The sequence below is a fragment of the Knoellia sp. AC549 genome (assembly GCF_979258975.1).
Genome location: NZ_OZ409890.1, coordinates 1,084,507 through 1,105,644 on the forward strand (window position 1 = coordinate 1,084,507; position 21,138 = coordinate 1,105,644).

11 protein-coding genes and 1 pseudogene are annotated in these 21,138 nt (G+C 65.5%); 7 read left to right on the top strand and 5 right to left on the bottom strand.

Going from position 1 to position 21,138, the window contains the following annotated elements:
* Positions 1–199: 199 nt before the first annotated feature.
* Positions 200–634 carry a class F sortase gene (locus ACZZ98_RS05285; protein ID WP_463515261.1) on the top strand — a complete coding sequence of 145 codons (435 nt, stop codon included), beginning with the start codon at positions 200–202 and terminating at the stop codon, positions 632–634.
* Between the two features lie 745 nt (positions 635–1,379).
* On the opposite strand, the gene ACZZ98_RS05290 is transcribed toward ACZZ98_RS05285, so the two are convergent.
* Positions 1,380–2,726: a hypothetical protein gene (locus tag ACZZ98_RS05290; RefSeq protein WP_463515262.1), complete on the bottom strand. Its 1,347-nt coding sequence runs from the start codon at positions 2,724–2,726 to the stop codon at positions 1,380–1,382.
* 98 nt (positions 2,727–2,824) lie between these two features.
* Positions 2,825–3,166, bottom strand: a complete 342-nt coding sequence (locus tag ACZZ98_RS05295) for a hypothetical protein (RefSeq protein ID WP_463515263.1) — start codon at positions 3,164–3,166, stop codon at positions 2,825–2,827.
* 222 nt (positions 3,167–3,388) lie between these two features.
* Here ACZZ98_RS05295 and ACZZ98_RS05300 point away from each other — a divergent pair, with 222 nt between their 5' ends.
* A complete protein-coding gene (locus ACZZ98_RS05300; protein WP_463515264.1) occupies positions 3,389–4,258 on the top strand; it encodes a hypothetical protein in 870 nt (289 codons plus the stop codon).
* A 643-nt stretch (positions 4,259–4,901) separates the two neighbouring features.
* Here the strand turns inward: ACZZ98_RS05300 and ACZZ98_RS05305 are convergent.
* A complete protein-coding gene (locus ACZZ98_RS05305; RefSeq protein ID WP_463515265.1) occupies positions 4,902–5,654 on the bottom strand; it encodes a hypothetical protein in 753 nt (250 codons plus the stop codon).
* Positions 5,655–6,065: 411 nt separating this feature from the next.
* Here ACZZ98_RS05305 and ACZZ98_RS05310 point away from each other — a divergent pair, with 411 nt between their 5' ends.
* Positions 6,066–6,956 carry a hypothetical protein gene (locus ACZZ98_RS05310; protein WP_463515266.1) on the top strand — a complete coding sequence of 297 codons (891 nt, stop codon included), beginning with the start codon at positions 6,066–6,068 and terminating at the stop codon, positions 6,954–6,956.
* Between the two features lie 357 nt (positions 6,957–7,313).
* Positions 7,314–8,183 (top strand): helix-turn-helix transcriptional regulator, encoded by an 870-nt coding sequence (locus tag ACZZ98_RS05315; protein ID WP_463515267.1) that lies wholly within the window; start codon positions 7,314–7,316, stop codon positions 8,181–8,183.
* 633 nt (positions 8,184–8,816) lie between these two features.
* Here the strand turns inward: ACZZ98_RS05315 and ACZZ98_RS05320 are convergent.
* Positions 8,817–12,713, bottom strand: a complete 3,897-nt coding sequence (locus ACZZ98_RS05320) for a YobI family P-loop NTPase (RefSeq protein ID WP_463515268.1) — start codon at positions 12,711–12,713, stop codon at positions 8,817–8,819.
* Positions 12,714–12,878: 165 nt separating this feature from the next.
* Here ACZZ98_RS05320 and ACZZ98_RS05325 point away from each other — a divergent pair.
* Positions 12,879–13,037 (top strand): annotated as a pseudogene (locus ACZZ98_RS05325) (DUF932 domain-containing protein); the annotation flags it as partial.
* 153 nt (positions 13,038–13,190) lie between these two features.
* On the opposite strand, the gene ACZZ98_RS05330 reads toward ACZZ98_RS05325, so the two are convergent.
* On the bottom strand, positions 13,191–13,523 hold the full coding sequence (locus ACZZ98_RS05330) for a hypothetical protein (protein WP_463517822.1): 333 nt from the start codon (positions 13,521–13,523) through the stop codon (positions 13,191–13,193).
* 278 nt (positions 13,524–13,801) lie between these two features.
* Between ACZZ98_RS05330 and mobF the strand changes: the two genes are divergently transcribed.
* Positions 13,802–19,519, top strand: coding sequence for a MobF family relaxase (mobF, locus tag ACZZ98_RS05335; RefSeq protein ID WP_463515269.1), 5,718 nt, complete (start codon positions 13,802–13,804; stop codon positions 19,517–19,519).
* An 81-nt stretch (positions 19,520–19,600) separates the two neighbouring features.
* Positions 19,601–20,641, top strand: coding sequence for a hypothetical protein (locus tag ACZZ98_RS05340; protein ID WP_463515270.1), 1,041 nt, complete (start codon positions 19,601–19,603; stop codon positions 20,639–20,641).
* Positions 20,642–21,138 lie beyond the last annotated feature (497 nt).

Below are 21,138 nucleotides of genomic sequence, written 5' to 3' on the forward strand. Positions count from 1 at the left end.
GATGCGGGAGGGGCTTCGCGGTCCGACCCGCTTCCTGTCTGTCCACTGCAGGCTCACCCGTGCCCGGGTCGGCATGGTGGTCGTCGGTACCTTCGCCCTCTCAGCCGGTTGCAGCAGCGAGGTGAGGGTCTCCCCGTCTTCGGTCTCGGTGGGCACGCCCCGTCCAGCCAGCGGGACCCCGTCGGAGGCGACCACGCCGATGATGTTCTCGGCGCCCAGCATCGGCGTGAGCGGGGTCCTTTCGCGCACGTCGGCCGTCAACGGTGTGGTCAACCCACCGGCGGGAGTGCTGGGGTGGGTCACGGGCTACGACCGGGTCCGACCCGGTGAGGTCGGGACCGCAGTGGTTGCCGGGCACGTCGTTGATGGCGACAAGCCCGGAGTCTTCGTCAACCTCGAGGACATCAGGCGGGGTGCCGAGATCGCCGTCGTCGACTCCCGCGGGAAGCCGGTCACGTACACCGTAACCGCGACCCGGGTGGCGACGAAGCAAGCGGTGAGTCGTGACAAGGACGTCTGGGGAGCGAACCGGTCGGTGCGACGCATCGCGTTGATCACGTGCGACGACGACGGCGGATACCGACCGGACGGCCACCGGGTGTCCAACTTCGTCGCGGTTGCCGAAGCCGGCTAACGCGGGGAGGGTGGTCCAGCACAAGCTCGTCGCCTGAACATCCCCAGGTTCGGCTGGCGTGCTCGCTTCCGCCACACATCTCGACCGAACTCGTTAATAGGCAGGGAGGAGCCCTTGCACCGAATGAGAAGATCCGCTGTGACACAGCGTCTTTCGCGCCGACGGTTGCGTATTATCAAGTCAACTGAAGCAGGCATGACCACTCGGAGTAGGCCGTGGTCATGTTTCGTGTTGGCCCCTACTTGTCCCTTGCCACGGCAGTCACGTGCTGTTGCGGGTTGACCGCCGGCAGTTCCGTGCCTAAACCCGGCCCGGGCAAAGGAGGTACTTTCCGACCCCAGCGGATGGCCAGCGTTCGTAGTGCATCGGGCAGCCCAGGTGTTGCGCACGAAGATCGACACGCAGGAGCCGTTGGTTGCGATCGCCGAGCGTGACGGTTGGTTCACGTAGAGGTCGACCTCTGCCGCGAGACGACTGTCAAGATTCTGGGGGAACCTCCAACGGCGGTTGAACGCCCGTGAGGTCGTCGATGAGTTCGCGCTCGGAGTCGTCTAGAGGCCGGTCTGTTCCTGTTTGGATCGAAGCTGCTCGAGAGTGATTTTGAGTTTGGGCGTTCGCGCGAAGCTCACTTACACAGAGTTCCCCACAGTCCCCGGCTATCTCAAATTGATGTCCCGTCGCAAGTCGAGGGCTCGCGCCGGCGACGGCTCGTGCGGGATCTACGGCTGGTTGACCGGAGGCAGGCTCAACGTCCATACGCCCGCTGGTTAGGCACCATAGCCCTGCTAGGCGCGCGGCGTTCATCGCTGCGACCGTTCATGCGCTCGAGGGATGTCTGGGAGGTTTCCGTTGCACGGTCGAGGGTTGCCGCAGCACGGGCGGCAGACGTGCTGGTGTCGACGACTCGCTGCCCTTGCTGCTTGAGGGCGCCTCTGATCGGGTCTGGCAGGGAGATTTGTCGGTTGCCGACGACGTCGTTGGCGTCGACTGCGGCCTCGATGAGGTCAGCCCGGTTACGTGGTCGGTGTAAGTCCAGTTCGGTGGACATGGTCAATGCTGTTCGTGCACCGACCGTGATTGTGGTGTCGCCGGTGGCCGTGAGCACCTCGTGTGCCAGGTCGACTGAAGCGGAGATGGTCTGTTGGAGCGTTTGGGCGATATCCACGAGGTCTGCCCGGGTCGCGATTGTCGTAGCGCTGGCGGGGCCGGTGCGGTCGTGGACGAGCTCGAGGAGCGCAGCCCTGGTCTCGTGCGTGGCCCCTACGAGATCTGGGGTGATGCGCTGCACGCTCGGCGGCGTGAGGTTCTGCCAGCTGGTGGCCAGGTCCCCCCAACCGGCTTGGGCGGCCTCCAGTGCGGGGGAGAGTCGCTCTCTGAACTGATCCTTGTCGATGGCTCCGGTTTCCGCGGCGGCGTGGAGCAGCCCTTGACTGGCCATCAGCACCCAGGCATGAGTCTGAGTGATCGCCATCAGATTGGCACCACTGACGGAGGTGGCCAAGGTGCGATGCGCTTGAATCTCCCATGTCGCCAGTGCGTTGCTGACACGGTTGAGTTCTGGCGTGGACCGGTGCTCGTCACGCAGTGCTGCGGGGTAGGTGCGGGACACGTAGGAGCCGGCGATCGCCTCGAACGAGGCGAGACGGTCACGCGCAGCCCGCACGGGGGTCAGGGGACTGGTGGCTAGGCCTGCGGAGCGGCCGTCCTGCAGTGCGCGCACGTCTTGACCGAGGGCCACGTGCACACCGTGTGCGCCGATGTACAGCGTGTGCATCAGTCGGACCTTTACCGCGGCCAGGTCTGCCTGGACCAGTGCCCGCGTGAGGGTCACCTCCGAGCGGTATCGCTGGACGAGTTCCGCGGCCCGGGTGAGGTTGCCTGAGATGGTGAGGAGCCGTTCGTCGGCTGGGCCTTCACCTGGCCACTCGCGTCCGCGGCTATTTCTCATCAACGTGGAGTTCATGGCCTGGAGACGGCCCATCAGTGCGTCTCCGCGGTCGGGTGAAGCTCCGACCATGGGGTCTGCGCCGCGCGGGAGCGTCTCCCAGAGCTCGCCGGCACTCTCGACGACCTCGCCCCAGGTACGCAGCATCGCGCGCCCATCCATCCGGGCTGGGTTCGTGAGGACATCTCGTGCCAAGAACTCCGAATCCAGGAGAAGTTCACCTACGGTGCGGTGATCGCCGTAAGTCATCCGTGGTCTCGGATCAGGTCGCAGATCGCGACAATGAGCTGAGAGGTGCCCGGTGGGAACTGGTCGATGGGCACGGTCCGGGTGACGGCTTCGGCCGCCCTCACAAGGTCGATCGGCGTGGCATGACCAGGGACCGACTCGTCGACGTTGGCGCCCGGCGGCAGCAGCTCGAGCGCCTGGCTCACCGCAAGCTGTGCCCCGAGACCGAGTGCGCCCATGGGGAGGTCGTGCCGCGCAGAGGAGAGGGCGTGTGCCCGCGCCGAGGCGCAGCTGAGCAGCTGGACGACCCTCTCGAGGGCACGGCGACTGCTCAGTTCTGTGATCGTGCTGGAGTTCATTGCGTCCTTCTTCCTCGGTGCGTTCGACAACGCCTAATCACCTACGCCCATGGCCGTCGCCGCGAGTACCAGTCGGGAGGCCTGTGGATGACGGGAGCGGCATGGCGGACCCGGGGATCACACTGGGCTGAACACGAACGCCGGCCAGCGATGCGCCAGCGGTCAGAACACGACAGAGTCGAACATGTCGCACTAGTGCATCTACCGAGAGAGGTGGTCCAGGTGAATCGATCCATCCTGAAGGTGGCCGCGTTCGCGCCCGCCGTGGTGGCGAGCACGCTGCTGACCGTGACCTTCGCTCCGCTTCTGCCGCCGTTGGCAGGGTGGGTCCTATTCGTCGGTGGGCTGGTGGCCATGGCCGCGTTGAGTTGTGGGGTGGCGGAGGACTTCGCCATCCGGGCCTTGTTCCGGGGCCGGCGCCTCACGACAGCAGAGGAACGGCTCCTTGCCCCGGCCGTGACATTGCTGTGTCAGCGGGGGTTGGGCCCGCCGGTGACACGACTTTGGGTTCGAGACTCTGTTCACCCGATCTCCAGCGGCGGTGTGGGGCGGCGCTCTGTGATCGTCTCCGGTGGGCTGATCGCGGCTGTACGCGACGGCCATCTGCCTTCGGACCAGGCGGCCGCGGTCATCGCCCACGCGGCAGGGACCGTTCGCGCCGGAGTCGTCCGCTGTGACGCGGCCCTGGAGTTCTGGACGGTGCCATGGCAACTCGTCCGCACCGTCGGCGTAGGCGCTGCTCGGTGGTTTGCCTGGATCCCGCTGGCTGGACTTGCGTGGCGGTTGCGGTTCATCGTCGGCGGCATCGCGCTCGTACAGGGCCTCATCGACGGACGGCCTGCGGCAATCGCCGCGAGCATCGGCGCCGGCCTTGTGATCGCCCTCAGCTACCTCACGCCCAAACTCGCAGCATCATGGGCCGCCGCGGTCTCCGAGGCAGGGGACCGCGAGGTGGATCGTGCCGGTCTGGGTGAGCCACTCGCCGCCTACCTGCGCCGGTGCTCGAGGTCACCCGAGACCATGGAGCGGATCCACCGCCTGGCTGGGGCCGAACCTGTACCGCGCCCCTCTCTTGCCGCGGTGTCTCTGTGATCCCGGTGCTCGATCGGACCCACGTCTATCCACCCAGAGCGCACCCGGGGGAGATAGCCAGGGACCGCCAACGGACGGTCCCTAGCCTCAGCGGGACGACGCTGCAGTGGTCGCGCCGATCGCCCCCAGGGCTCGGCTCGTTCTCCTGCTGGCCGTACAACGAGAGTCCCCGCTGAAGGTGAAGGACAAGGCAGCCCAGCGCCTCCTGTGCGGTATGGAGGAATCGCCTGACCATGCTCACCGCGGCCGCGGCACCCGAGAGGGTCTCCGGATTGCTCGTGCCAACGGTCAGAGGCGCCAAAACATGCACCGCGGCATGTAGTGACGCCCCGGCAGCTGCGGCCGAGGCAGCGCGCAACGGCTGTTGCATGCTGAAGGACTCGCGGGAGTGGCCGGGCAAGTCATCGGTCCCATGGAGGATCCGCACCACCTCACGAACGTCGTCACGAATCACCAGGAGAGCCCCACGCGTCACGTTGACCTTCTCGGCGAATTCGCCTGAGTCGTAGGTCCTTTCTCGATCTGCGTCAACTCTCGAACACGGTCTTGGACGCCAGTGAGGCTGCTTGATGCAAGACCGACGGCTCGCGCCACGGCGCGGGCATCTTGGTGTCCACCTGCCCAGCGGGCGCGGGGAATGCAGTCATCTGGACGGCCCGAAGAAGTGGCGCTGCGCTGCGGCCGCCGCCGGCGCACTACCGCGTCGGCTCTCGTGGCCAAGGCGTCTGCGCGCAGCCTCACTGACAACATCCGACTGTCGTGCGGCACGCTGCCCACCCATGTCCGCCTGTTCGACCGTTCGACCAAGGTGTTGGCTGTCGGCGGTTGCCTGAGCCAGGTCGTTGCTCGCAAGGCTCATCTGGGCAGCAACGCGGCTCAGATCGTGTGGCTGCCTTTGCGGATGCTCCACCGGAAGCATTTGGCCCGCTGACTGGGAAGCAGACCCGAGGTGACCCATAGCGGCCTCGGTCATCGACCTGCCTAGATCTACGACGTCGCTGAGCGCGTCGACGCGCACTCCCAGTGCTGCCAAGTCGGATCGTTCCTGTCCGCCGAGCCTCTCGGGATCGATCCCGCGCAGGGTCTGTTGGACGACTTCGATCAGAAGGTAGGCACCGTCCAGTTTGAGCTGGATCTCGGCACCGATTGCGTGGGAGGTCCCGCACAGCTTCTGCACTTGCTCCAATGCGTCACTGGCGGCCACCGGGTTGCCAGCAGCATGACTGGTAGCGCCTGCCCAGTGCGCTCGTTCCGCGTGGGACAACTCGGCAGATGCATGCGCAACACCGATGTGAAGGTCCGGAATCAGACTATGGGCTGCACTGATTCGGGTCTGCGCTTGGTGCAGCGCCTCTTGAACTCGAGCGGACTCCGCCGCGAACTGCTCATTCACCATGACGGCCGCCCTCTGCATGCCTCCGGTCGGATCTGACCTGGTCTGACCGACGTCGGAGGTGAGTCAGATCCAATGCCTTCTCCAGGTCGTCCGTCGCGCGCGCGGCCTGCACCAGGTGATGCCGTGTCCTCTTGATCGGCTCCGGTCGTGATCGTCGGTCAAGGTCCATCGAGGCCCTCCGTCTGCGTTGCGGCTTAGCGCCCCTCATGGGTGCGTGAACTGAGCCGTTTGGATACCTGGCCTAAGCCACGCATTCCGCCCCGAGCGGTCACTGCGGGGCGAACCCGGCATGCGCCCTCGCTTGGGTCATCCGCACGCCATTGCTGTGATCGCCAGGACCGGCTCCAGGTCTTTCGTCGGTACACGCTCCAGGGCAGTCGAAGCCACGGGCGCTCTTCGAGGGGAGGCCGCATGGTCTACAACAAGGCGTGGGAAGTCCAGTACGCCCGCGACCGAGCTCATGGCCAGCGCCGATACGTCGATGCCAACCCAACCCGAGCAACGCTCCAACGCTTCGTCGACGCAAACGTCCCCTACCGGGCGATCAGCCGCGCCTGCGGCCTGAGTGACACCGCCGTTGGAAACATCGTCGACGGCCGCAACACACACGTGCAACGTGCCACGGCCGAGCGCATCGACGCCCTCACACTCAGCGCCATCTACGACCAGGGGCACGGCACCGTCCCGAGCATCGGGGCACAACGCCGAGTGCAAGCGCTCATGGCCCTTGGGTGGCCCAAACAGGAACTGGAAGCTGCCGGCATCCCCAGCACCCAGCTCGTCACGCGCCCTCGATCCCAAGTCAGTGTCGATGGCTGGCGGCAGGTCAAAGACGTGTACGACGAACTGTCCATGACTCGCGGGCCGTCAGAGCTCACGCGCAGCCGCGCCATCGCCCGGGGTTACCAACCCCCGCTCGCCTGGGACGACGACACCCTCGATGACCCTCGAGCGACACCACACCAGGGCACTGGCACTGGCATCGAGATCGACAACGTGGCGGTGGCTCGAGCAGTCGGCAGTCATCCGAAAGCCGCGCCCATTCCCCTCACACCTCCAGAACAACTGGCGACAGTTCGCGAGCTCACCACACGTGGCACATCCGTCGCTGACATCGCTGCGATCGTCGGCACCTCAGACCGAACAGTGCTTCGCTGGAGGAAAAAGGACGATCTTGCCGAGGCCGATGCCCCCTTCGTTGGCGACTCTGGCCGCGACGCTTCCCGACTCCGACAGGCCGCACGCCGAGCCGCGAACGCAGCCCGCCCCATCGCCCGTCCAAGCGCAGACAGGGCGATCTGACCCAGACCTATGGCCACTCCGATCATCACGCAAAGTCGTCGGAGACTGCCCGCACTTTCCTCTTCCCTTGGGCTTCGTCGGCACGCATGCCTACCCTCGAACCTGTGTCCGACGTCCCTGCACCTCCTTCGCGTGGCATCCCGCTGCGTGACCGCCCAGTCACCGGCTCCCACCACACCGGGCCGAGACACTGCTGGGTCACAGGCCCAGCGGATAGCCCAGGACCTTGGCCAGGACTGGTGCTCGACCGCCGCCGCAACGCAGACTTCGGCAGGGACTTGTCGTGTACGCCGTCACCGCCACCAGCGACGTCACCCTGGTCCAGCAGTGGGTCCAAGGCGATCTCATCAAACTGACATGAGCAACAAAGCCGCACAGGAGGATGAGCCGTTGGCTGCCGACCAGCCACGACTACAGCGCTGCAAGTGCGGTGCCATCGTCGAGGTCCTGCCCACACCTGACGGCGACGAGGTCCGCCTCGAGGCCGGACGGTGGCCTTGGCCGGACCTTCCCGACGACGCGCGTTTCGTCATCGTCGAAGGCATCGCGCAATCAGCTGCGGGCCCGGGTTCACACGAGCAACTGGTGAGGCTTCTGCATGATCGTGCGTGCCCTCGCGTCGTCCGGCGCAGGCCAGCTGACAACCTCATTGGTGCGGTGTGGGCGCACCATATCGACTACGCAAAGCCGCGACCGTACGACCAGCGGGCCGCGGCGTGGGCCGCACAGCGGCGCGAGGGGATCAGCACTGATCGCATCGCGGTCGTCGCGGGTGTGACCCATCAGTGGGTCTCTCGCGTCACCAACCCGCTCGGCCCTTTCCCGCGGCCCGGCACACCCTCAGCAAAAACGGTCGATCGTTGGATCACGGCCCGTCGAGAAGGCATGTCGGCCAGCGCCATCGCGCTACGCGATCGGGTGCCCGTGCAACGAGTCCGCGACTCCACCCGCCACGCCGGGCCCTTCGCACGCAGGGTGCATGGGGCGGGAGAGCTGGGCATCACCGAGATTGCTCAGTTGCTGGGCGTGGGGCATCCAACCGTCTACCGATGGCAGCGCCTCGGACGCCTACCTGAGCCGACCAAAGGACGCCCTGGGCTCCAAGCATGGGATCGGGACCAAGTGGAACATTGGGCGGCGGAGAACCTCACTAAGTGCGCTCAGTGTGGGGCGCGGCCGATGGACCTGCTCCGCCACACAGCAATGAAACACCGAGGCGCGCGCTGACGCCATCTCCGGGCAGTGCGGAAGGTGCACAGGATGACATTCGCACGAATTCTTCGTGACGCAAATCCATGGTTGCAGTTTGATAGCCCTGTCTTGCAACGGTATCCGTCAACAGTCGAGTTCGCCTACGACGCGAAGCCCTTCATGGTCATGATACCGCGCGAATACCTGGACGACTACTGCGAGGGTGCCAGTGCTCACGAGTGGGTGGCGCTCGCTTCAGCGTTCCTGGCTGAAATGGACAGGCGCCAGAGACCAAGGGCCTAGCGGCCAGGCAACGAAGCTGAGGCCAAGGGACGCCCGCAGTGGTGGTCACGACGGCGTTCCAAACCTTCGCCATCACGGGCGACGATGCAGACGACGCTGGGCAGGCATGCAGTGCACTACACCCTTGCCCCGCCGACGCATCTCGGCACATAGGCAGCGCGCTGGACTGACGCCCCCCACCCTGCCGTAGGGTGCGCGGGTCTTTGGCTAGGCAGCAGGACAGTCAACGCCCGCCATCTGTGCAAACAGATCAACTCCCGCGGAGGTGCGGTGCGGCCATAACCGGCTTCCCAATACGGGCCCTGCATGGTCTAGAGCCTGCGTTGTTTCGACTCTACGAGAGTTGGGCCGACCCGTGGGCACCCCCTACAGGAGATTGACCGTCCGATTTCCGTCCTTCTTCGTCCGACCTAGCTTCACGACGTTCTGCGACTGCAGCAGCTGCAAGATCGTGGCGAACGGCTCTTCAGCGGGCGCCTCGAACTCGCCCTGCTCCCTAGTGGAGAGGTAGTTCCACGGAGGTCCGAGCGACGACAAAACCGCCAGCACCTCCGACAGGTCTTCCGCCTTCGGGGCTGCGAGTTCGAGGAGCTGCATCGTCTGTATTGGTGAGCCCGAGCTGTGCGTAGCGATCAGCTGCAGGTGCGGCCACGACAGGACCTTTCGTGTCCGGAGGGCGTACCCGGCAACGGCCGTCCATGCAGACTGCTCGTCCGGTGCAAGGAACGAGTTGAGGTCCTCCAGCACCCGACTTCCCACCTTCTCGGCGGTGTCATGGTCGTTGAGGACGTCAGCGACCATTCCGCTGATGTGGGCGGGCGTTAAAAATGTCGTCACCTGTTTTGAGGCGATCGTGGCCGCCCGCACCGCGGGCCAGCCTCCGGAGGCCAGATGGTTGAAGGTCGCCTCGTCGTCGGCTACCAGCCCGGCTTCGAGGAGCCGCCCGAACAAGTCGCTCTTCTCTGCGGCGATCTCAATAGCGATGAGCTGGGTGTCGAGTTCGAGGCTCGCTACAAGCTGCGCTCGCTGCTCGGTCGCCGGGATAGTCGTACGGGCGTTGAGGACGGCGAAAGCGACCGTGCGCGCGTCGGGACGGGCTAGTGCCTCCTCAGGCTCTCCGGCCTCCTCAACCTCATGCACGGAGTCGTTGATGAACGCGCCGACGGAGGTCAGCAATCGGCCGAGGTCGGCGTCGATCTCGCCGATCTGGGTCAGGTACGCCCCAACGTTGTCGAGCGTCGCCCGGAACAGGCCCGCTTCAGCCAATTGCTTCCACATTGACGAGGGCACAGCCTGGACGTCGCGGAGCGCGGCATCAGCCGATGTGGCGTGGAGCAGCTCTTCTTGCTGCGTTGTGGACCATTCTGCGGCCTCGCGGGTGTTGAACACCTGCGTCAACGTCTCCGCGCTGTGGATGGCGTGCTGTGTCTCGGCGTCGTCTATGACCTCAGCCAGGTAGGCGTCGGGGTTGCCCAGGCAGTAGGCATACACCGTGTCTGGCGCGGCGTTCCGCAGGTGGTCGAGGTCTACCGGTCCCGCGATGCCCGCCGCGAGCCGCAGGTTGTCCGCGGTGAGTTCGTAGAGATCCTCGTCGACGACTTGGCTGCGGATTTCCTCGTCGAGCTCGGTCAGGTTCGGCAGACGAATGTCTGCGCCCTTGAGGAGGGCGACGACTCCCGCCCTCACCCGGGCGTTTTGCGGCGCCACGAAGGTCGACATCTGGTGGTAGTGGTCCACCAAGAAGTTGGCGAACTCGATGGGGGTGTCATATGCGCCGACGGTAGTGGCGTGGATTTCACGCAACGCAGCGTCGACGAGGTCGATGCGGACGTCCTCGGGCACGTCAGTGCTGGTGGCCAGGTAGGTGAACGTAGGTGGCCACTCCTCGTGCGCCAGCAGAGCCGCGAACTGCGGTCGGGCCTTCCCGGAGGTTAAGTACGTCGCCATGAACTGCTGAGCGAGTTCGCTGCTCTCAAGCGTCCGCATCAGATGGGTCACTACGTTCGCGGCGCCTGCGCGGTCGTGGGAGAGGAGCCAGTCGAGCACGTCAGTGTTGAAGGCGCTGATGGAGCGCGTGAAGTCGACGTTGGCCTCGTCGAGCAGGTGCCTGACTGAGTCCTCGTTCTCGAACTTGTAATCGATGTCGGAGCTGTTCGTCTGTTCGGTTTGGATGAGGAACGTGTGTACGTCGATGCCGGCGAATGTGCCGTAGAACTGGGCCGCGTACACACTGAAGTTCACGTCAATGAAGCCGCGTCGCACCAAGTCCCGAGCGAGCTCCGAAGCCAGTACCTCGTGCACCCGCTCGCCCATGGACACGGTTTCCGTCGCAGGCGTCTTCGCCGCGGCCGTCGCGGCGACGGTCCCGGGGCCACCGACCCCCGCGTAGTTCCTTGGCATCTTGTACGTGTCCGAAGCCTCAACGAGCGTCTTGAAGTAAGCGCCACGAAGTTCGGCAATCTTGACATCCAACGCCGCCGCGTCGGCAAGCGCGGCTTCCAAGTTACGTTCCCTCCACTGACCCTCGAGCACATCGGGGAACAGTTCCTCGAGGCTCTCCTTCGTCAGCGAGGTGCTCCAGCTCGTCCCCTCGAGGACGACAGTCACGCTGGACGCAGCGACGACGGCCTCCCAGAACTCAGCGTTTGTGGCCGTCTCCGGGGTGTACACCACGTCGCCGACCTGGTAGCGGAACTTGTAGGCGGCGTAACCGGCCTGAGTACGCATATACATCGCGATCGCGTTTAGCGTCGTACCCAACTGCCGCGCGTAGTGCTGCACGGACGGGGGCTTGGCCTCTCGTCGCAGCATCGTGCGCTTCTCGAGCTCGCGACTGACCACGCCGTGACGGATCAGGCTGCGACGGTCGTCGTAAAGAGTGTCGAGGGCGCTGGTGCGGCGGGCGATGTTCTCGAAGTCATCCATATGGAAGTTCTTGTAGGCCACCAGCGCGAACAGTTTCGTCGAGTCCAACTTCGGTGCCTGCTGCTCGCCCTCGAGGAGCCGCTCGGCGAACACCAGGTACTCGTTACGCATGTTGCGAAGCAACCGCATGTCGGTGCAGTGACGGGCGACCAGGTCGACCAAGCCGCGTTCCACCGTCACGTCAGATTCCTCCAACAACCCCTTCAACAAGTCGCGCGCGTTGCGGTGGGAGATGAACGGGACGATGGGGATGACGACCTCGAAGAACTTCGTACGGTTCGCGCGGACCGTCTCCGCCGTCGCTGCGTCAGCCCTTGAGGCGGCCTGCCGCGCCAAGGGTGGGGCGGGGGCCAGCTCCGCGGTCTGTCCCTCGGTCTCGCCCTCGGGATCCGCCGCCGGCTTTGTGCCGATCTGCTCGAAGAGACTGTCGCGGACCGCGTACACGAACCGCAACGGACCCTCCCGCGCCGCTCCGCGCTTTGACCCGTTCAGCAGGGTGTTCAGCTCGCGCAGGGCCTCGAAGATCTGCGGGTCCTCGAACCGGTCAAGATCCTCAAACATAACGACGTTGATGGCCTCGGAGTCGAAGAAGTTCACGATCAAGTCGAGGTACTCATCGAAATAGGTGAGTTTCTTCTCCGACAGCTTGACCATGGCGCCGCCAGCGGAGACGTCGGAGACGAAGAACTTCTCGTGGGTTAGCAGCCGCAGTGCGGTAGCTGCCGCCAACACCACACCTACTACCGCGAGCCACACGACCACCCGCTGGAACGGCGGGTCGCCGACCTGCGCTGCACCTGGTGTCGGTAGCCACCCCATCAGCACGAGAAACGCACACAACAGCGCCAACACGGCACCCACCTCGCCGGCCGCACGTCGCGGCGACAGCTCGACGGGGCGACGGAACTGCGAGCGGGCGAGGGTGCGCGGCTCAGCGCTATAGATGAGCTGCTTGACAATCTCCTTCTGAATGCGGTTCGTCAACGACGCACCCTCGTCATTCGGCCCCAGCGAGGAGATCGCCAGCCGCAGCGTGGTCTCCTCCCGCCCTCGAACGTAAGCGTCCAGCACGCTGGACTTGCCCGCCCCGTACCGACCGGTGAGCGCGATATTGCGGTTTCGGTCGTCACCTAGCACGGTCGTCAACCGGTCCAGGTATGACTGGTGCTGCTGTGCCACGAACTCCGGCGCAAGCGACGTCAGCGGCACCTCGGCCGCCCTACGACCACCCTCAACAGACGCCGCAGTCGGGGCGACGGACTTTTTACCGGCGTCTCCTTGGGCCGCATCGGTGTCGTCGGGCTCGGCGGTCGAGTTGTGCGTGGTGACTTCAGGCACCGTTGCTCCCAGCGTCGTTGCGCGTCATAGATACCGACCGTGGCGAACCTGCGCACAGCCACAGCCGTCCAGCCGCCGACCCCCGGAGCCGACGGTCGCGAGTGTAGGCGCGGGCACCGACAGCACCATCACCTCGCCCGTCAGGTCCTTCCCGGCTTCGCCACGGTGCGCACCAACCCGTTCACCCAGCAGGCCGGAGCCATCGGGGGCGTCGGGTCGGGCTACACGCCTCTTCAGAACTTGGAGCACGCTGAGTTCCTCAACCGGCTGGCCGACCAATCGGGCGCGATCTTCGACACCGCAGGCAGCCTGCGCGGTAGCCGTCAGGTCTTCGTCACCAAGCGCCTGCCCGAGCCGCTCGTCGTCGGCGGTGACCGTGTCGAGCATCAGCATCCGCCACACCCGCCACGCCAAGGCTGCGGTTCAGGCCGCGCGCGGCGCGCTCTGCCTGACGTTCGCCTTGGTGGCCGCCCGCCTCTAGGACTCGACCGAGGTACGGTCCACGGTCGCGCTAGCTTCCGTCTCGTCAGCCAAGTCCTGCTCGACCCGTCGAAGCCGTGCAGCTTCGGCGCGCGAGAGGTCCGGACCGCACCAGTCCACGGCTTCGTTCAGCGTGAGTCGCTCGTCTTCAACCATCTTCCGCAGAGCGTCACTGGCCCGTCGTTCCCAGATCTTCACCTGGTGATCCCGTTCGGCCAGGGCAACCATCACCGTGACCCCAAGACCACTGAGCCTTTTCTCGCGGTGCTCCCGCTCGACCCGCATTGACTTCTGCGCGCTCAGTGCTGCCCGCCGAGCAGCCTGACGCACCGACTGATCACCTCTTGTCTGGCCCATCCTTGCCGCCGCCTTCCCGTGAATCGACTGTCATCAGCATCCACCTAAGCCCTCCCATCACGGTCAGCGTTCACGTCCTCCTCATCACCCTCAGCCGTCACGACTCGAGACAACTCCACCCCCTCAGAGCACCGACGTACCCACCCCGAAACCCGAAATCTGATGTGCCACACACCTCATGCATTCCCGGTGCTTTCAGTTTCAATTACTGACCGCCAGAAGGCGTCTGACGGGCTTTTCTAGGTGTGACGATGTCCATGCACAAGCTGACTGCCGGGAGCGGGTACGACTACCTGACCCGGCAGGTAGCCGCGCAGGACGTGACCGAGAAGGGTCACACGGGCTTGGCCAGCTACTACGCCGAGAAGGGCGAGACTCCGGGTGTCTGGATGGGCTCGGGCCTGATCGGCATCGATGGAATCCAAGCCGGCGACATCGTCACGGCTGAGCAGATGCAGGCGCTCTTCGGTTCCGGTCACCACCCGCTCGCACAAGAGCGAGCCGCGGCTCTTTCTGGCCCGGATCTGACCGATCACGACCACGAGGCGGTGACACGGCTCGGAGCTCCATACAAGGTCTACTCCAGTGATGTGTCGGCGTTTCGGCTCGAGGTCGCCAAGCGCATCGCAGACTTCGCATCCGAGTTGGGCCACCCTTCGGACTACCCGATTCCCACCGACGATCGTGCCCGGATCCGCACTGAGGTCGCGGTCGAGTTCTTCCGTGCGCAGTACGGTCGCGATCCCGAAGACTCCCGGGAGATCGCCGCCACCATTGCTAAACACTCGCGGCCGAGAACCACTGCCGTCGCCGGATACGACCTGACCTTCAGTCCGGTGAAGAGCGTGAGCACCTTGTGGGCGATCGCCGACCCCTCGGTCGCAGCCCGGATCGAACGCGCCCACCAGGCTGCGGTCAAGGACGCTCTGACGTACTTGGAGTCGCACGCGCTCTACACCCGCACGGGAACCAACGGTGTGCGCCAGGTCGACGTCAACGGCATGGTGGCGACCGCCTTCACGCACCGCGACAGCCGTGCCGGAGATCCCGACCTTCACACACATGTCGCCGTCGCCAACAAGGTCCAGACCGAGGACGGTCGGTGGCTCGCGATCGACGGTCGGGTGCTGTTCAAGGCCAACGTCACCGCGTCAGAGACCTACAACACCGCGCTGGAGAAGCACCTCACGGCCGACCTGGGACTTCGCTTCGAGGAGCGCCCCAACGAGGACTCCCGTAAGCGGCCTGTGCGGGAAATCGTTGGCGTCGACTCGCGCTTGAACGAGCAGTGGTCAGCCCGACGGGCGAGTATCCAGGCGCGCCGTGGCGAGTTGGCTGAGGAGTTCCAGCGAACGCATGGAAGGCCTCCGACACCAGTCGAGTCGATCCAACTCGCGCAACGGGCAACCCTTGAGACGCGCGATGCGAAGAAGGCGCCACGCACCCTCGATGAGCAGCGCACCTCGTGGCACTCTCAGGCAGCTGAGGTGTTAGGCGGTTCGGCCAGCGTCGAGGCCATGGTGAAGTCCGCGCCCTCCCCCACTCAGGCGCCCCGTCGCCTCGTCACTGCGGCGTGGATGGCGACCACCGCGGAGGAGATCACCGCCACGATTGAGGCTCGTCGAAGCACCTGGCAGGTCTGGCATGTGCGCGCCGAGGCCCAGCGTCAAGTGCGGTCCATGGATCTGCTGGCTGCGGACGTTGAGCGAGTTGTCGACCTCCTTGTGGGGGAGGTTCTGGAAGCCCGCTCTGTGCGTCTGACTGCTCCTTCCGATGGGATCCAAGAGCCCTCCCGTCTACGCAGGCGAGACGCCTCGAGCATGTACACCGTCTACGGGGCTGAGCAGTACACGTCGAGTCGAGTCCTCGCCGCCGAGGAGCGCCTCGTTGCAGCCGCCGGAGTGCGCGATGGGCGCATCGCCACGAGTGAGGCGGTCGATTTGGCCCTTCTGGAATCGACGGCGAACGGCATCACGCTCAACGCCGGCCAAGCAGCTTTGGTACGCGGCATGGCCACCTCTGGTGCTCGACTCCAGCTGGCGATAGCACCCGCCGGCGCGGGCAAAACCACGGCGATGCGCGCCTTGGCTGCGGCTTGGTGCAATGACGGTGGCACGATCCTTGGCCTTGCCCCGTCCGCGGCGGCCGCCGCCGTGCTGCGCGACCAGCTCGACAGCAGCACTGACACACTCGCCAAGCTGGTGTGGTCCGTCAGCCACGGCGATCTGCCGGAGTGGGCCTCCTCGATCGACAGCCAGACCCTCGTCGTGATCGACGAGGCAGGCATGGCCGACACCCTCACTCTTGACGCTGCGGTGCAGTTCATCACCGAGCGTGGCGGCGCAGTCCGCCTCATCGGCGACGATCAACAGCTCGCGGCCATCGGCGCCGGTGGTGTCCTGCGCGACCTGGACACCACTCACGGCGCACTGCGATTGACCGAGCTGATGCGCTTCTCTGACCCGGCTGAGGGCGCCGCTTCCCTGTCGCTGCGCGATGGCGAAACGGAGTCGCTCGGGTACTACCTCGATCACGACCGCGTCCATGTCGGCGATCTCGCCACCATGACCGAGGACGTGTTCTCCGCCTGGCAGAGCGACCGCTCCAAGGGCCTAGACGCCATCATGCTGGCACCCACCCGCGACCTCGTTTCCGAACTCAACCGGCGTGCCCGAACCCACCGCCTCGAAGGCGGCCTCGCCGGCCACGAGGTGCAGCTGGCCGACGGCAACGCCGCCTCGGTTGGCGATCTCATCCTCACCCGCGCCAACAACCGCCAGCTCCGCATGACCGCCTCGGACTGGGTCAAAAACGGCGACCGCTGGACGGTCCTCAAGGTCGAAACCAGTGGCGACCTAAGCGTTCAGCACACCCAAAACGGTCGCATCGTCACGCTTCCCGATACCTACGTGCGGACCTCTACAGAACTCGGCTACGCCACCACGGTGCACGCCGCCCAAGGCGCCTCGGTCGACGCCATGCACGGTCTGGCCACCGGCGAGGAGTCCCGCCAACAGCTGTACACGATGATGACGCGCGGCCGTCTGGCCAACCACATCTACCTCGAGGTGGTCGGTGACGGGGATCCCCACAACGTCATCCGCCCGGACAACCTGGTCCCCTCCACAGCGACCGACATCCTCGAGAACGTCCTGGCCCGGGACGACTCCCCATCTTCGGCGACGACGATCTTGCGCGAGCAGCAGGAACCGCGGATCCTGCTGGGGCAGGCCACCGCCCGCTACACCGACGCGCTCTACTTCGCGGCCGAGAACACGCTCGGTGCCGATGCCGTCGCGACCTTGGAGACCGAGGCCGCGACCATCATGCCGGGTCTCAACGCGCACGCGGCCTGGCCGACTCTGCGAGCCCATCTCATCCTTTTGGGCGCCCACAACGTGGACCCAGTCGCCGCACTGCGCCAAGCAGCGACGAATCGGGAATTGGATTCGGCCGCAGACCCTGCCGCCGTTCTGGACTGGCGTCTTGACGACTCCGGTCTACGTAACGCCGGTGGAGGTCCCCTTCCGTGGATGCCCGGTATCCCCCTTGCGCTGCGTCAACACCCGACATGGGGTGACTACCTCACCGCTCGACGTGCGCTGGTTGAAGACCTCGCAGGGAGTGTGCGTCAGGGAGCAGTGGCCGGCCCGGCACCCTCGTGGGCTCGTCAAGGTCAGGTCCTCTCCTCCCCCAAGGTTCTGGGTGACGTTGAGGTGTGGAGGGCGGCGATGCAGGTTGCCGATCGGGACCGCCGACCCACCGGGACGCCGCAACTCCAGAAGAGTGCGGCCCTGTGGCAGAGACGCCAGCTCGCGACACTCATCGGGACACGGGCACCAGCCATGCAGGAGTGGGGACCTGTCCTCGAGCAGGCTGCGCCCTCTGTCCGATTCGACGACTATCTGCCGGTTCTGGCGGAACGACTGGCGGGCATGTCCCACGCTGGCCTGGACGCCCGCGGACTGCTCCGCAGCGCCCTGAGCGAGGGCACCCTGCCCGACGACCACGCGGCTGCTGCGATCTGGTGGCGGATCAGCCGTCGTATCGGCCCTGCCGTCCACCACGAGGTCGACCAGACCCTGTCGACGACCTGGCAGCCACGACTCGTCGAGATCCTCGGAGGCGAACGGGCACAGCATCTGCAGCAGGACAGCATGTGGCCGGCGATGGTGACGTCGATCGACCACGCTCTCCAACGAGGGTGGCGGCTTGAGGACCTGCTGGCCGACACTCAGGACACTGATGACTGTCAGACCTTGGTATGGAAGATCTCGGTACTCACCGACCCCGTTACCCCAGAGGACTTCGCCGATGCCAACGAAGGCGCTCCCGAAGACCTCCCCCCAGAGGACATGTGGGACGGAGTGGATGCCCCGGCAGACGCCCCGACCAACTCGGAGTGGCACGACTTCATCCACGGCGCCTCGCAGCCAACCGACGACGGTGTCGTCAACGAACCTGAACCTGTCGACGCTGGGGACCTCGACGCCGGTACAAGCCTCCAAATGGCCGCCATGATGCGGGAGCACATGGGTCCGCTCGAGCCGACCGACGAGCAGATAAACACGATGGTCAGCCGGGCCGCCGAGTGGGACGACAGCCCCGTGACACGCGAACGCATGGTGGAGCTCAACCAGATAGCCCAGAACTTCTTCGCACAAGGGTTCTCATCCAGTTGGGCCCGCAACTACCTCGAGGAGCGGTTCGGCCAGGACCTCACAGATCATCCCGAGTTCGCGCCTGGGCACGCACCGGCAGGGTGGACGGCTCTGGTGACGCACCTACGCGAGCGAGGTGTCACTGACGAAGAGATGGTGTGCACCGGCTTGGCCACGGTTGCCCGCACCGGCCGACTGATCGACCGCTTCCGCGACCGGGCGACGTTCCCGATCGTGCACCAGGGCGAGATCCTGGGATTCGTGGCCCGACGCCACCCCGAACGAACAGACCAAGACAACGCAGGACCCAAGTACCTCAACACCTCCGACACCCCGCTCTTCCACAAGGGCGCCCAGCTGTTCGGCGCAGGGGCCCTACTCCAGGACGCCGACGTCACCCCAGTCCTAGTTGAAGGGCCCATGGACGCGATCGCCGTCACTCTGGCCAGCGGCGGAAGCCATGTGGGTTTGGCACCCCTCGGCACATCTCTTACAGAGGACCAGGCCACCGAATTGGCCCTGCTCGGGCGGGATCCCATCGTGGCAACTGATGGAGACATCGCCGGTCGAGTGGCAGCCGAGCGAGACTACTGGCTGCTGACACAGCACGGCTTGGCCCCCGCCGTGGCTTCCTTCGCAGATGGCTCTGACCCTGCCGACGCAATGGCCCGCCATGGACGCCAAGCGCTCGTCGACGTCCTCGCTCGAGCCAAGCCGTTGGGTGAGGCGTTGCTCGATGAGCGCCTGGCCAACCTCACTGGCGATGAGGCACTCGACCACGCTGCCCAGGTGCTGGCTGCGCAACCCGGCTCGGAGTGGGACCTAGGTGCGCAGCGCGTCGCGACACACCTCTCCTTCCCGGAAGGCGTTGTCCGCGGGCAAGTGCGCACGGCTGTCGAGCAGTGGAACCGAGACCCCCGCAAAATCGCCCAAGCACGAATCGCGGACGCGCGAGCCGTTCGCGACCGCCTCACTGCCTCGTCGCTGCAGGCTCCCCAGGAACGGTGGATGGCCACAGCGCACGAGCTGGATCCCCGACTGCCGATCGCGAAGGACTGGCCAGCCCTGGCAAGCATGCTCGAGCAAGCTCACCGAGAGGGTCACGACGTGCCAGAGTTGACGCGCCAGCTGGTCGACGGCGAACCGCTTGGAGACCAGCCAGCCCAGGACCTGCGCTACAGGCTGGCAGCGCACCTCCCTCCCCCCGCCGACCCGATCGCACCTTCACCAACGACCAGCACGGGTGCCGCGCATGCCCGTCGGCAGGTGGCACACCCAAGCGCACACGCAAAGCGACCCCGTAGGTAACCAGCGTCGCTCGGGAACAACTCTGAGATGCCGATGACTTTTTCCTGAGGCCCGAACCGGCACCCTCGCGCGCCCCCCAATATGTCGGCATCCCATGGCGCATCGCAGGTGTATCGCGGCGGCTTCGCATGGTTGCTTCTCATCGACTGGTACGAAACGCTGATTGGGTCATATCAGTATCGAAATGATCTGGCAGCGGATGTGCATAGACTCAAGGGCATGACCACCTCCGACTCCAGCTCCGTCGCCACCTACGACGAGGCCCGCGCCGAGGTCCTGCGCCTGACCGGCAGGAACTACGGGATCGTGCGGCACCTCTTCGTCCAGCACCCCCGCGGATCCGCCGTGCGCCCCAGCACCCTCGGGACGCTCGTCAACAAGCGCAAGCACCGCGCCCTGCTGCTCTACCTGTTGCTCCTCACGATCTGGCCCATGCTCGAAAAACGAAGGGACCCGTTCGAAGGCGCACTGTGGGCGCGCCTGCTCTCCACCGAACAGGGGCCTGCGTGGACCACCAGCGACATCTCCAAGGCCTGGACCGATCTCGAAGGGCTCGGCCTGATCGAACGCACCCGGGAGGGGCGTGCTGTCCGCGTCGCACCTCGTCGGGAAGACGGCAAGTCCAAGTGGACTGCGCCTGGCCAAGTCGGCAAGGACCGCAAGGAGACGTACTTTTCACTCCCCGGCGCCTTCTGGACCAGTGGACTCTTTGCCGAACTGAAGCTGCCCGGGCTCGCCGTCTTGCTCATCGTGGCAGCAGAGACGAGCAAGGGCGACGAAGTCTGGCTGAGCTACGAGCGAGCCGCTGAGTGGTACGGACTCTCTGCGGCCAGTTTCAAGAACGGCACGCGCGATCTGGAGGAGCGGGGGCTGCTGACCAGACGCCCGGAAACCATCAAGGCGCCGCTCAGCCCTACCGGATCCACCACGAAGTGGTGGTACTCGCTCAACGGCGCCTACTCGTCGGCTGCCCGTGCAGCCGCCCAGGATCTGGCCCGCAGGGAGCGGGAAGTACGCACCAAGAAGCAGGCAGCGACCAAGAAGCGGACGAAGTCACTGGCGCCCAAGACCCGAGGTCGCGCACCCACGTCACCTGCACGCAAGGGTCGATCCGCCAAGTGAGCAGCCAGGAACCGTCAGCCCGTCACCTGTCGTGACTAGGGCATGCAACAGATTTCCGACAAACCGAGGAGGTGAAGAAGAGATGATCGCGAAAGAGATCAGCCGCACCATCCGGGCGGCCTTGCACGGATGGCCCGAAACGGTGCGGCTGATCGCACTCATCAGCGTCCTGACCGCGGCATTCGTCGTGGTGGGACGACTTACCTAACCCACGATAGGAGGTGGGGGTCCCGGGCACCAGCCCCGGGCACCCCCACCCCTGACCAAGAATGGCGGCCAGCGTACGGAACGAAACGCGACCCGGGCGCCGTAACCCTAGGTATGACCACCATGGCTGAAGCACCCCACGACCCTGACCTGGACGAGGTCCTGCAGCGCCCGGAACTGACCACTCCCGATCTCTACCCGGCACTGAACTGAATGTGTCAACTAGAAGTGGCCCCACTTGGACGGCTTGATCTGGCCCCACCTGGGGAGATGGGGTTGGGTGTCGGCTA